Annotated in this window: 14 protein-coding genes; 5 read left to right on the top strand and 9 right to left on the bottom strand. The window is 70.2% G+C overall.

Annotation, left to right across the window (positions count from 1 at the left end; genetic code table 11):
- The first annotated feature begins 33 nt into the window (after window positions 1-33).
- A complete protein-coding gene (locus OG494_RS44775; RefSeq protein WP_328449344.1) occupies window positions 34-255 on the top strand; it encodes a hypothetical protein in 222 nt (73 codons plus the stop codon).
- A 3-nt stretch (window positions 256-258) separates the two neighbouring features.
- A complete protein-coding gene (locus OG494_RS44770; RefSeq protein ID WP_328449342.1) occupies window positions 259-1,122 on the top strand; it encodes a peptidoglycan recognition protein family protein in 864 nt (287 codons plus the stop codon).
- Here the strand turns inward: OG494_RS44770 and OG494_RS44765 are convergent.
- The 8 genes from OG494_RS44765 to OG494_RS44730 all read right to left on the bottom strand — a co-directional run bounded on the left by OG494_RS44765 (window position 1,111) and on the right by OG494_RS44730 (window position 9,857).
- On the bottom strand, window positions 1,111-2,172 hold the full coding sequence (locus tag OG494_RS44765; RefSeq protein WP_328449340.1) for an alpha/beta hydrolase: 1,062 nt from the start codon (window positions 2,170-2,172) through the stop codon (window positions 1,111-1,113). The genes OG494_RS44770 and OG494_RS44765 overlap by 12 nt on opposite strands.
- A gap of 133 nt (window positions 2,173-2,305) precedes the next feature.
- On the bottom strand, window positions 2,306-3,151 hold the full coding sequence (locus OG494_RS44760; RefSeq protein ID WP_328449338.1) for an SDR family oxidoreductase: 846 nt from the start codon (window positions 3,149-3,151) through the stop codon (window positions 2,306-2,308).
- Between the two features lie 59 nt (window positions 3,152-3,210).
- On the bottom strand, window positions 3,211-3,723 hold the full coding sequence (locus tag OG494_RS44755; protein WP_328449336.1) for a GNAT family N-acetyltransferase: 513 nt from the start codon (window positions 3,721-3,723) through the stop codon (window positions 3,211-3,213).
- Window positions 3,724-3,732: 9 nt separating this feature from the next.
- The gene (locus OG494_RS44750) at window positions 3,733-3,930 is read right to left on the bottom strand and encodes a hypothetical protein (RefSeq protein ID WP_328449334.1); all 198 of its coding nucleotides are present in this window, start codon (window positions 3,928-3,930) and stop codon (window positions 3,733-3,735) included.
- Between the two features lie 223 nt (window positions 3,931-4,153).
- Entirely contained in the window at window positions 4,154-5,308 is a 1,155-nt protein-coding gene (locus OG494_RS44745; protein ID WP_328449331.1) for an acyl-CoA dehydrogenase family protein, read from the bottom strand.
- On the bottom strand, window positions 5,305-7,290 hold the full coding sequence (locus OG494_RS44740) for an acetyl/propionyl/methylcrotonyl-CoA carboxylase subunit alpha (protein WP_328449328.1): 1,986 nt from the start codon (window positions 7,288-7,290) through the stop codon (window positions 5,305-5,307). Before OG494_RS44740 ends, OG494_RS44745 begins: the two co-directional genes overlap by 4 nt.
- A 2-nt stretch (window positions 7,291-7,292) precedes the next feature.
- Entirely contained in the window at window positions 7,293-8,906 is a 1,614-nt protein-coding gene (locus OG494_RS44735) for a carboxyl transferase domain-containing protein (RefSeq protein WP_328449326.1), read from the bottom strand.
- A 138-nt stretch (window positions 8,907-9,044) separates the two neighbouring features.
- The gene (locus tag OG494_RS44730; protein ID WP_328449324.1) at window positions 9,045-9,857 is read right to left on the bottom strand and encodes an SGNH/GDSL hydrolase family protein; all 813 of its coding nucleotides are present in this window, start codon (window positions 9,855-9,857) and stop codon (window positions 9,045-9,047) included.
- Between the two features lie 188 nt (window positions 9,858-10,045).
- Between OG494_RS44730 and OG494_RS44725 the strand changes: the two genes are divergently transcribed.
- The gene (locus OG494_RS44725; protein ID WP_328449322.1) at window positions 10,046-10,636 is read left to right on the top strand and encodes an SACE_7040 family transcriptional regulator; all 591 of its coding nucleotides are present in this window, start codon (window positions 10,046-10,048) and stop codon (window positions 10,634-10,636) included.
- Between the two features lie 46 nt (window positions 10,637-10,682).
- The gene (locus tag OG494_RS44720) at window positions 10,683-11,180 is read left to right on the top strand and encodes a hypothetical protein (RefSeq protein ID WP_328449321.1); all 498 of its coding nucleotides are present in this window, start codon (window positions 10,683-10,685) and stop codon (window positions 11,178-11,180) included.
- A gap of 72 nt (window positions 11,181-11,252) precedes the next feature.
- Here the strand turns inward: OG494_RS44720 and OG494_RS44715 are convergent, their stop codons facing one another.
- Window positions 11,253-11,882, bottom strand: a complete 630-nt coding sequence (locus OG494_RS44715) for a TetR/AcrR family transcriptional regulator (protein ID WP_328449319.1) — start codon at window positions 11,880-11,882, stop codon at window positions 11,253-11,255.
- A gap of 80 nt (window positions 11,883-11,962) precedes the next feature.
- Between OG494_RS44715 and OG494_RS44710 the strand changes: the two genes are divergently transcribed.
- The gene (locus OG494_RS44710; protein ID WP_328449317.1) at window positions 11,963-12,841 is read left to right on the top strand and encodes an AurF N-oxygenase family protein; all 879 of its coding nucleotides are present in this window, start codon (window positions 11,963-11,965) and stop codon (window positions 12,839-12,841) included.
- The last annotated feature ends 9 nt before the right edge of the window (window positions 12,842-12,850 follow it).

Below are 12,850 nucleotides of genomic sequence, written 5' to 3'. Positions count from 1 at the left end.
GGCCTCCGGTAGTCTCGCCGTCGGAGGCCGACTGTGACCGAACCCGCCAGGACCGACAACGACGTTGTGCACGAGCCCGGTGACACCACTCCGATCAAGACGCCCGAGGAGTGGGCCGCCGAGGGGTGGGACGCCGGGCGGCAGAACCCGAAGACCCTCGACGAAGCCCGCGCCGCGCTCGCCGCGCGGATCGCCGCTCACGACGCGCCCGACACCGAAGCCGACTCCGGCGCCTACGACGCGCTGGAGGGCTGAGCGGTGTACGTCCCCTGGCTCGTCGACGCCGCCCGCAGCACCGGCTACCCCGTCGTCGAGGTCGCCGGGTGGCAGACCCGGGGTCACGGCGGCATGCGCGTCGTCGAAGGCGTCGTGGGGCACCACACCGCCACCGCCGATTCCGCGCCGGGCGACTACCCGTCCCTCGACGTCGTCACGAACGGCCGCCCCGACCTGGCCGGGCCGCTGTGCAACCTCGGTCTCGGGCGCAGCGGCACGATCTACGTCGTCGCCGCCGGGTGCGCCTACCACGCCGGCGCGTCCCGCTGGCTCGGGTTCCTCGACCTGAACGACGAGTTCCTCGGCATCGAAGCGGAGTCCGCGGGCAACGGCGTCTGGACGGACGCGCAGCGCGACGCCTACCCGAAGCTCGTCGCCGCGCTGCTGCGTTACATGTCCCGTGGTGTCGAGCGCTACGCCGGGCACAAGGACGTCTGCGTCCCCGCGGGCCGCAAGATCGACCCGGTCGGCATCGACACCGGCTGGCTCCGCCAGCGCGCCACCACCGGCGCCCCCGGCACGACAGGAGTCGAAATCTTGGAACGCATCACCGTCACGCCGCCGGACGCGGGTGAGCACACGGTCCGCGTCTTCCTGTCCGGCAGCCCGGGCTCGGCGATCGTCGTCCGCCCGCGGCTGGGCGGCGACGGTTCCACGAAACCGATGTGGGTGCCGGGCATCCTCGCGTGGGGTTCGGACCACACGGGCATCGGCCACAACCCCGCGCAAACCCCGGGTTACGACCCGAGGCTGACGTCGCACCGGCGCTACGAAGTTCCCGGCGCCGTGTGGGCGGACCTCCACTACAGCGCGGCCGAGCCGTTCGACGTCGACCTAGTCGGCTGAGATCCGGTCGTCCAGGAACTCGTCCAGGTAGCGCCACGTCGTGCCGCGCGCCTTGCGTCCGGTCAGGACGCCCAGGTGCCCGCCCGGCGCGGTCTTGAAGCGGACCTCGGGGGCGTTGTCCAGCAGTTCCACCACGCGCTCGACCGACGCCCGCGGCGCGATCGTGTCGTTCTGGCCCGCCACTACCAGCGTCGGGACCTTCACCGTCGACAGCGAGATCACCCGGCCGTTCAGGTCGACCTTGCCTTCCGCGAGGTCGTTCGTGCGGAACAGGCGGTGGTACAGCTGGCCGAACGTGCGGCCCGGGTAGGCGTACATGTTGTCCATGAAGTGGTCCACCGCCTCGATCTGGGCCAGGTAGTCCCGGTCGTCGAGGTTCTTGAGGATGGCGATCGGCTTCGTGATCTCCTTGCTGATGCCCGTCGCCTTGAAGACCCGGCTGACCAAATAGGACGGTGCGCCGCCGAACGCGCGGTAGATCGGCGTCAGCAGGTGGCCGCCCGTCAGGTCGACCAGCGGGCGGAACGGGGCGACGATCGGGATCGCCGTGAAGTCCACCGGGGAGCCGATCGCCGTGATCGACGCGATCGGGAGGTCCGGCTGGTCGGCGTTCACCAGCATCGAGAAGATGCCGCCGAGCGACCACGACACCAGGTGCACGGCCTGGCCACCGGCGTCCGCGCTGACCTTGCGGATCGCGCGCGGCAGCACCTCGTCGATCCAGTGCTCGATGCCCAGGCGCCGGTCGGAGAACGCGACCATGCCGTAGTCGACGAGGTAGGCGTTGCGGCCGTCCTCGACGAGGTGCTCGATGAGGCTGCAGCCGCGGCGCAGGTCGAAGCAGATCGCCGGCGCGGCCAGCGGCGGCACGAGCAGGATCGGCGGCCCCGACACCGGTCGGCTGCTGTGCGTCATCCGGTAGACCGAGCGGTTCGGGCCCTGGTCGATCAGCACCCGCGGCATCGGACGGAGATCGGCGACCCCACCGTGCAGCACCTTGCCGACCACGTTCGACGCCGCGGCGGCCAGCCGTGCGGGCGGTGAAGCCATGTCCGTTGCCTCCTGGAGTCCCCCGGGGAATACCCGGCAATCTTGCCAGTGCGGGCGCGCGCGGCTCAACCACGCCACACCTGCAAGCACCCCGCAAGCACGTCCAATTCGGACAGTCGTTAGGCCGTCCGAGTTACTCCGCGGCCGCTCCGGGCGCACTCTCCGCGGCCCGCGCTTCGTACGCCGCACGAGCCGGGGAATGGGCCGCTGAAGCCAAAAGCTGGTCCGCTTTCAGCGTCCGAGCGAGCAGTTCGGCGGCCCGCCGCGGCAGCAGTCCCGTGAGTTTGCCCATAGGCCCCAGTGACCGGGGCACGAAGACGTCGAACTTCGGCTTCCGCAGCGTGGCGACGATGGCGTCGGCGACGTTTTCCGGGCTCGCGGACTTGAACAGCTTCGCCTCGCCGAGACCGCTCGCGAGCTCGGTCCGCACGATCGCGGGCATCACGCAGGAGACGTGCACGCCGGAGCCGTGCAGCTCCAGGTGCACGGCCTCGGACAGCCCGACGACGGCGTGCTTGGTGGCGCAGTACGTCGCCGCGCCCGGAAAGCCCGCTTTGCCGGCGAACGACGCGACGTTGACGATGTGCCCGCTGCGGCGCGGGCGCATCCGCTTCATCGCTTCGCGGGTGCCGTGGATGACGGCGTGCAGGTTGATCTCGAGCTGCCGCCGGGTCGTCGCGTCGCTCTCCTCCTCGAGGGCGGCGAGCGGCATGATGCCGGCGTTGTTGATCAGCACGTCGATGCGGCCGTGGCGGCGTTCGACCTCGTCGAGGAACCCGGTGAAGCCGCGGATGTCGGTGACGTCCAGCGGCAGCGCTTCGGCGCCCAGCTCACCGGCCGTTTTCTCGGCCCGGACCTGGTCGAGGTCGCCGATGACGACCAGCGCGCCCAGCCGGGACAGCGCCGACGCGGTCGCCGCGCCGATCCCCTGCCCACCGCCGGTGATGACGACGACCTTGCCCGCGAGATGCTCGGCCATGGCGACTCCTCCGTCTGTTGGCAACGCGTCAACAGTGTCGCTCCCGGGCCGGGATCGCGCTACCCCACACGCTGCTCCAGCACCTGACCGGTCCAGCCGTCGACGTCGAACCGCACGGTCGGCTTGAACCCCTGGCTCTCGTAGTAGCGCTGCAGATCGCCGTCGCCGCCGGCCCAGCAGTCGACGCGCACGAGGTCGATGCCGCGGCGCTTGGCCTCGTCGAGCGCGTACTCGACGAGCCGCCCGCCGACGCGCCGGCCAGCGAACCGGCGGGACGTGATCAGCAGCCGCACGTACAGCTCACGCTCGTCGACGGCCGGCACGTGCGGGTCATGCTCTTCGGAGACGATCAGCGCACCCGCGGGCTCGCCGCCGACCATCGCGATGCGCAGCCCGGGGTCGGCGACCATGCCCTGGACCCGCTCGACGCGCTTCGGGACGTCGCTCCACGGCTCGGTCCCCCACTGCTTCGCACTGCCGCGCGCGACCAGCCATTCGACGGCTTCGTCGAAGAAGCGCAGCAGTATGTCGGCGTCCCCAGGGTCACCCGATCGGATGACGGTGTTGTCCATGCCCCCTGTTTACCGGACCAGGCGGACGCGCGGGCGCGCTTTCCCGACGCCGGCGGCACTCACCAGCAGGTGCCGGGATACTTCACGCGTGGTCACGATGGCCGCGCTCTCCTGCACCGGCGACCACACGCCCGGGGCGAGCTGGACGGCTTCGGTTGCGCCATCGGCGCGGTACTTGTCCCGCAGCCTGGCCGGAAGCGAACCCACGGGCACCACCTTGGGGTAGCCGGCCGGGAAGGTTGTCGGCGTGGGGCTGGGCGGGGCCAGGGTGACCGTCGCGGTCGGCGACGGGTGCCGAACTCCGGACCGTCGTCGACCCGCGCCTCGGGTGCGCATCCCGCGACCAGGCAGGCACCCACCACTACGACCGCGAACCGCTTCATCCTCACCCTCCCTGAGGACTTTCGCAGGCGAGGGATCGCGCGTTAGCTCAGCCGACGCCGAGGTGGCGCGAGATCAGCATCTTCTGGACCTCGCTCGTCCCCTCGCCGATCTCCAGGATCTTCGCGTCGCGGTAGAACCGGCTCACCGGGTACTCGTTCATGAAGCCGTACCCGCCGAAGATCTGCGTCGCGTCGCGCGCGTTGTCCATCGCCGCGTTCGAGGCCACCAGCTTCGCGATCGACGCTTCCTTCTTGAACGGCTCGCCGCGCAGCATCTTCGACGCCGCCTGGTAGTACGCCAGGCGCGCGGTGTGCGTGCGGACCTCCATGTCGGCGATCTTGAACTGGATCGCCTGGTATTCCCCGATCCGCTTGCCGAACGCGACGCGGTCCTTCACGTACCCCAGGCACTCGTCGACGCAGCCTTGCGCCAGGCCCACCGACAGTGCGGCGATCGCGACGCGGCCTTCGTCCAAAATGGACAAGAACTGGGCGTAACCGCGGCCGCGGGCGCCGACGAGGTTCTCGACCGGGACATGGACGTCCGAAAAGGACAGTTCGTGCGTGTCCGAGCAGTTCCAGCCGACCTTCGAGTACTTCGGCGCGACCTCGAAGCCCGGGGTGCCGGACGGGACGAGGATCGCCGAGATCTCCTTGCGGCCGTTCTCCATCACGTCCGTCACGGCGGTGACCGTGACCAGGCGGGTGATGTCCGTGCCCGAGTTCGTGATGAACGCCTTGCTGCCGTTTATGACCCAGTCGTCACCGTCCTGGCGCGCTCGCGTGCGGGTCGCGCCCGCGTCCGAGCCGCCGCCCGGCTCGGTCAGGCCGAAGCCGCCCAGAGCCGTGCCCGCGCACAACGACGGGAGCCACTTCTCCTTCTGCTCCTGCGTGCCGAAGCGGAAGATCGGCATCGCGCCGAGGGAAACGCCCGCCTCCAGGGTGATCGCCACCGACGAGTCGACGCGCGCCAGTTCCTCCAGCGCCAGGCACAGCGCGAAGTAGTCGCCGCCCATGCCGCCGAACTCCTCCGGGAACGGCAGGCCGAACAGGCCCATCCCGCCCATCTTCGCGACGATCTCGTACGGGAACTCTTCCTTCTCGTAGAGCGCGCCGATCACCGGCGCCACCTCGGCGTGCGCGAAGTCCTCGACCGTCTTGCGGAGGGACTCGTAGTCCTCGTCCAGGCGGAAGTCGATCACTGCTGCTCCTCTTGGGGGCTGACTACGGCAAGGGTTTCGTCGAGCGCGACCTGTTGGCCGGCCCGGACGGGAAGTTCGCTGACCACGCCGTCGATCGGCGCCGTGACCGTGTGTTCCATCTTCATCGCCTCGACGACCAGCAACGGCGTCCCGGCACGCACGACGTCACCCGCGGCGACCTTGACGACGAGCACCGTGCCCGGCATCGGGCTGGTGACCGGCCCGGCGCCCGCGGCCTCGCCGCGCGACGACAGCACGAACTCCTGCTCCCCGAAGGGGAAGCTCCGGCCGTCGCGCGCCAGCCACACCGTCCGATCAGGACCGGACGCGTGGCGGTACCGGTGGAACACGCCGCCGTGGCGAACCTCCAGAAGGGACCCGTCACGCCGGGCCGAGACGCGCACCGGCTCCGCGTCGTCGACGAACACCGTCGCCGCGGAAGGCGTGCCCTCCACCCGGACCACCGCCGACGTCCGGCCCGACTTCAACCGGAACACGACTCCGCCGGCCGCGCCCATCCGCCAGCCGTCCGGGACGTCCCACGGGTCCACAATGGATCCCGACGGCTGCAGCTCCAGCAACCGATCGAGCGCGGCCGCGGCGAAGAATTCCGCCGGTACGTCCGAAGAGACCAGTGTGGACAGCCGGCGGTCGACCAGCTCGGTGTCGAGACGCCCCTCGCGGACGTCGGTGTCGGCCAGCAATCCCCGCAGGAACGCGGTGTTCGTGCCGACGCCCAGCACCGCCGTGTCGGCCAGCGCCCGGTCGAGCCGGTGCAGCGCGGCCGCGCGGTCCGGGCCCCAGGCGATGACCTTGGCCAGCATCGGGTCGTAGTTCGAGCCGATCACCGCGCCGGGCGCCAGCCACGAGTCGACGCGCACGCCGTCGCCCGACGGCTCGTGCACCGCCAGCACCGTGCCGCCGGTCGGGATGAAGCCGCGCGCCGGGTCCTCGGCGTACACCCGCGCCTCGACGGCATGGCCGTTCAACACGACGTCCGACTGTTTGACGGAAAGGTGCTCCCCCGCCGCGACGCGGACCTGCCACTCGACGAGGTCGAGGCCGGTGACCAGCTCGGTGACCGGGTGCTCGACCTGCAGCCGGGTGTTCATCTCCATGAAGAAGAACTCGTCCGGGTTGTGCGCCGACATGATGAACTCGACCGTGCCCGCGCCGACGTACCCGACCGAGCGCGCCGCCTCGGCGGCCGCCGTGCCCATCTTGTCGCGGGTGGTCTCGTCGAGCAGCACCGACGGCGCTTCCTCGATGATCTTCTGGTGCCGCCGCTGCAGGCTGCACTCGCGCTCACCGAGGTGGATCACGTGCCCGAACGTGTCGGCCATGACCTGGATCTCGATGTGCCGCGGGGTCGTGACGAACCGCTCCAGCAGCAGCGTGTCGTCGCCGAACGAGCTCTTGGCCTCGCGCCGGGCCGACTCGATGGCGTCGGCCAGCTCCTCGGGAGCGTGCACCAGCCGCATGCCCTTGCCGCCACCACCGGCGGACGGCTTGATCAGCAGCGGATAGCCGACACCGGCCGCGGCGGCGGCGAAATCGCCGTCCGTGATGTCTACATCGGACACTCCGGGCACGACCGGGACGCCCGCCTTCGACACCGTCGCCTTCGCGCGGATCTTGTCGCCCATGGCGTCGATCGCGGCGACCGGCGGCCCGATGAACACCAGCCCGGCGGCCTCGCAGGCCCGCGCGAACTCGGCGTTCTCGGCCAGGAAGCCGTACCCCGGGTGCACGGCCTGCGCGCCCGATGACACGGCCGCGTCCACCATGGCCGGAATGGACAGGTAACTGCGCGCGGCTTCGGCCGGACCGATCCGGACGGCGGTGTCCGCCTCGTGGACGTGCCGCGCGTCGGCGTCGGCGTCGCTGTAGACGGCGACGGCGCGGATGCCGAGGTCACGCAACGTGCGGATGACCCGCACCGCGATCTCGCCGCGGTTGGCGACCAACACTGAGTCGAACATCATCACATCCGGAAGACGCCGTAGTTGACATCGGAAAGGGGCGCGTTCGCCGCGGTCGAGAGCGCGAGGCCGAGCACCGTGCGGGTGTCGGCCGGGTCGATCACGCCGTCGTCCCACAGCCGCGCGGTCGAGTAGTAGGGGCTCCCCTGCGCCTCGTACTGCTCGCGGATCGGGTCCTTGAACGTCTCTTCGTCCTCTGTGGACCATTCACCGCCGCGTGCCTCGATCGAGTCGCGGCGGACCGTCGAGAGCACCGACGCCGCCTGCTCGCCGCCCATCACCGAGATCCGCGCGTTCGGCCACATCCAGAGGAACCGCGGCGAGTACGCCCGGCCGCACATCGAGTAGTTGCCGGCGCCGAAAGAGCCGCCGATAACGACCGTTAACTTCGGCACCCGCGCGCAGGCCACCGCGGTGACCATCTTCGCGCCGTGCTTGGCGATGCCGCCGGCCTCGTACGCCTTGCCGACCATGAAGCCGGTGATGTTCTGCAGGAACAGCAGCGGGATCGAGCGCTTGTCGCACAGTTCGATGAAGTGCGCGCCCTTCATCGCGGACTCGGCGAACAGGACGCCGTTGTTCGCGACGATGCCGACCGGGTGGCCGTGGATCCGGGCGAACCCGGTGACCAGCGTCGAGCCGTACTCCTTCTTGAACTCGCCGAACCGGCTGCCGTCGACGATCCGCGCGATCACCTCGCGCACGTCGTACGGCGTGCGCGAGTCGGTCGGCACGACGCCGTACAGCTCGGCGGGGTCGACGGCCGGCGCCTCGGTCGGCAGGACGTCCCACGGGCGCGGCGTGCGCGGCCCGAGCGTCGAGACGATCGAGCGGACGATCCGCAGCGCGTGCGCGTCGTCGTCGGCCAGGTGGTCGGTGACGCCGGACTGGCGCGAGTGGACGTCGCCGCCGCCGAGTTCCTCCGCCGTGACGACCTCGCCGGTCGCGGCCTTCACCAGCGGCGGGCCGCCGAGGAAGATCGTGCCCTGGTTCCGGACGATGACGGCCTCGTCGCTCATCGCCGGGACGTACGCGCCGCCGGCGGTGCACGAACCGAGCACCGCGGCGATCTGCGGGATGCCGCGCGCGGACATCGTCGCCTGGTTGTAGAAGATCCGGCCGAAGTGTTCACGATCCGGGAAGACCTCGTCCTGCCGCGGCAGGAACGCGCCGCCGGAGTCCACCAGGTAGACGCACGGCAGGTTGTTGTGCAGCGCGACCTCCTGGGCGCGCAGGTGCTTCTTCACCGTCATCGGGTAGTACGTGCCGCCCTTGACGGTGGCGTCGTTCGCGACGATGACGCACTCGCGCCCGGAGACGCGCCCGATCCCGGTGATGATGCCCGCCGACGGCGCTTCGTCGTCGTACAGTCCGTTCGCGGCCAGCGGCGACAGCTCGAGGAACGGCGAACCCGGGTCCAGCAGCGTGTCGACGCGGTCGCGCGGGAGCAGCTTGCCGCGCTCGACGTGCCGGGTGCGTGACTTCTCCGGCCCGCCGAGGCGGGCGCTCGAGAGGCGTTTGCGGAGGTCTTCGACCAGCTCCGCGTGGGATGTGGCGTTGCGGGCGTAAGCCTCGCTGTCCGGGGCGGCCGAAGTCCCCAGAGCCGGCGTGTCCATGGGCTCCCTCGAAGTTAGCGGTCGTTAACCTCCGTCCCGATGTTAGCGACCGCTAACCTGGCTGTCCAGTCGCCGGAATGCCGTGAAGGCCACCCCGGACGCGCCGGGATGGCCTTCACGGACCGGAGGGGACCGGGTTCAGCCGATGGCACCCCGCAGCGGGGCGTAGTAGCCGCCGGACTGACCGGCCGCCGTCGGGTGGTACGACTCGATGACCGGCCAGGTGAGGCTGTGCAGGTAGTCGCCGGCCGAGGAGCAGATGTTGTGCCCCACGAACGACGGCCGGACGTCGACGAACGTCGCGCCCGCCGCCGCCGCCCGCGACGCCGTCACCGACGCCAGCGTGTCGGCGCCCGAGTTGATCGCGGTGCGCTTGGTGTCGCTCAGCCCGACCCAGCAGGAGCCGGGCACGGTGTAGAAGCGCGGGTAGGACAGGACGACGAGCCGCGCGCCCGGCGCCTTCGCCTTGATCGCGTTGTAGGTGTTCGTCAGCAGCGCCGGCAGGGTGTTGTTGACGTAGGTCTTCGCGGTGTTGACGCGGTTGGTGCAGTCCGCGTCGCTGCCGAGGGTGCAGGTCTGGATCACGTCGCTGAAGCCGGCGTCGTTGCCGCCCACGGTGACCGTGACCAGGGTCGCGTTGGAGGGGATGGAGTTGGCCTGGCTGATGACGTCACCCGTCCGGGCGCCGGAACAGGCCAGGAAGGTGAGCGACGTGCCGCTGTGCGCGTTGGCCCACAGCTGCGGGTAGGCGTTGGAGCTGCGGTAGCAGCTCCCGGAACTGCCGTAGCTGCCGGCGCCGACTCCCGAGGAGTAGGAATCACCGACCGCTGCGTAGACGGTCCCGGCGGCCTGGGCGAGGCCCGTGACACCGAGAGTGGACAGGACGACGGCGCCGAGAGCCGTGATCGATCGCTGGAAGAATCGCCGGGACAGGCGGATCGGAACCCCCATGGGCCACTCCTTTGTGACAGAACCGACCTGAAAAGCACACCAGGTGAAGGCCCCACAAGGAAGAGCGACTACCAGCAAGTAACTCTCTTGGCCCACGACTTAAGACGGGCGAGTGGTTAACGTTCACTAACCGTTACCCCGGACCTGCTTGTTAGCGCTCGCTAACCTGTCGCCCCTAATATGGCCGGATGGCCGCGAACCCGACGCCACTCGTGAACGGCGAGAAGGCGAACAGACGCGAACAGATCCTGGCCGCGGCCGCCGAACTGTTCGCCCACCACGGCTTCCACGGCGTCGGCATCGACGACATCGGCGCCGCGGTCGGCATCTCCGGCCCGGCGCTCTACCGCCACTTCCGGAGCAAGGACGCGATCCTCGGCGAGATGCTGAACTCGATCAGCCGCTACCTGCTCGACGGCGGCACGACGTGGGCGGGCAGGCCCGGCACGCCGGACGACACGCTGGCCGGGCTCGTCGCGTTCCACGTCGGCTTCGCGCTCAACCACCCGGCGCTGATCACCGTCCAGGAGCGCAACCTCGCGAACCTCACCGACGCCGACCGCAAGCAGGTGCGCGCGCTGCAGCGCCAGTACGTCGAAGTGTGGGTGCGGGCGATCCGCGAAGCCATGCCGGAGCTGGGCGAACGGCAGGCACGTTCGGCGGCACACGCCGTGTTCGGACTGATCAACTCGACCCCGTACAACCGCCATCTCGGTGACGGCGAACTCGCCGAACTGCTCTCCCGGCTCGCGTTGGGTGCTCTGCGCGCGGCCGGATGACCGACCCGGATCAAGGTATCCCCACGAGCGCCGTCGCTGGTGTTTGATGGGGCACGTGGACCCGGACTGGAACGAGCGGCTCGTCGAGAAGGCCCAGCGCGCGTTGACCGCGCTGAGCGTCGGCGACGACGCCGAGGCCCTCGTCGAGGTCGCCCCGACGGCGACCGAACCGCAGGCCCGCGCGGACGAGACCAAGCACCTGATGCTGCTGCTGTTCGGCGAGTGCAGCGCGATGGTCTCGACCCTGGGCGACGGCGGCACCGCGCCGGTCAAGGTCCAGGTCTTCGACGAGGACGGCGAAGAAGTGTCGATCGACCAGGCCGACCCGCCGGTGCGGACGGCCGTGCGGACGCTGCTCGCCGAAGTTCACGGCAACACCGAAGCGGCGCAGGAGCAGGTCGAGATCGCCCTGGCCAACGCCGCGCCGGACGAGGTCGACAGCCTGGTGCTGCAGGCCCTGCGCTGGACGATCCGGCTGTCGGTGGAGTGCCTGGACCGCGACCTGCCGGTGGCCCCCTGGATCTCCGAAGCCGTCTCGGACTGAGGCGTCACTTTCCTAGGGAAAGATGCGTCGCCGCCGGGTCGAGGCGCATCTTTCCCTACGAAAGTGACGCGTCTACGCCGGGCGCAGGGATCGCACGATCGGGGTCAGGTAGAGCTCCGCGACGCGACGGCGTTCGACGTCGTCGTCGACCGGCAGCACCGTCTCGGGCGTGAGCACCAGGGAGACCACGATCCGGATCAGCAGCTCGGCCATGCCGTCGATGTCGTCGTCCGGCAGGCTGAGGCGCCCCGCGGCGATCTCCGCGCGGAAGTGCGTCGCGATCCGGGCGCGGGCGGCGGCGAAGAGGCCGCCCGCCTGGACCGTCAGGTGCGGCAGGATCAGCTCCGGCTCGGTGCGCAGCAGACGGGTGAGCAGCCGGTGGCCGCGCAGGTACCCCAGGGAGAAGCTCAACCCCTCGATGAGCTTCTCCTCCGGGGAGTCCTGGGCCTCGACGACGGCGTCGACCTTCGTCAGGAACCGCTTCATCTCCCGCAGGATCAGCGCGTTGAGCAGCTGGTCCTTCTTCGGGAAGTAGCGGTAGATCGTCACGCGTGAGAGGCCGACGCGGCGCGCCACGTCGTCCACGGTGAACCGGCGCAGCCCGAAGTCCTCGGCCTGGGTCAGGGCCGCGCCCATGATCCGTTCGGACGTCTCGTCGCCGGGCAGCTCGGCGTCGAGCGCGTGCTGCAGGAGGTTGCGCATGGGCCAACCCTAGGCCGCTTTACAACTTGACGAAATTTGTTACATGCGTTCTAGTGTTTCACGACACCGGGAGGCGCGGAATGGGTGATCGGGAAGCGACGGCCGAGCGGCTGCTCAAGTCGAGCGCCCGGCTCTCCTACGACCCGGACGTCGACGTCCACTGGGCCGCGCCGCTCAACGAGGACCAGTTCTTCATCCCCGAACGGCTGGTTTCGTTGTACGGCACGCCTCTGTGGGACACGCTGACCCGCGAACAGCGGATCGAGCTGTCGCGCCAGGAGCTGGTCAACACCGTCAGCGTCGGCATCTGGTTCGAGATCATCCTCATGCAGATGCTGCTGCGCGCGTCCTACCGGCAGGACCCGACCACCCGCCACGTGCACTACGCGCTGACCGAGGTCGCCGACGAATGCCGGCACTCCACGATGTTCGCGACGCTGATCGAGCGCGTCGGCGGCCGGCCCTACCGCAACAACCGCTGGCTGCAGCGCTCCGCGCAGACGTTGCCGCTGATCCTGCACGGGCCCGCGATGTGGGTGGCCACGCTGATCGGCGAAGAGATCTTCGACGCGCTGCAGCGTGAGCACCTCGACGACGAATCGGTGCAGCCGCTGGTGCGCGCGGTGATGCGGATCCACGTGACCGAAGAGGCGCGGCACGTCCGCTACGCGCGGGACGACCTGGTCCGTTCGCTGGCCGGCGCGCCGTGGTGGCGCAAGGAGTTCACGCGACTGGTCGTCGCCGTGGGCGCGTTGCTGATGTCGCGGCTGCTGTCCCGGCCGCGGCAGTACCAGCGCGCCGGGCTCGATCCCGCCGTGGCCGTCGCGGCCGCGCGGGCGAGCGCGCACCGGCGGGAGACGCTCGCCTTCGGCGCCCGGAAGCTGGTGCGGTTCCTGCGGGAGAACGACCTGATCGGCGGGCCGAGCGCGGTGCTGTGGCGCCGCGCCGGGATGCTCTAGGAGGGAAAG

This window comes from Amycolatopsis sp. NBC_00438, assembly GCF_036026695.1.
Taxonomy (GTDB): domain Bacteria; phylum Actinomycetota; class Actinomycetes; order Mycobacteriales; family Pseudonocardiaceae; genus Amycolatopsis.
Note: the sequence above shows the minus strand (reverse complement) of the source record. Positions and strands in the feature narration are given on the sequence as shown.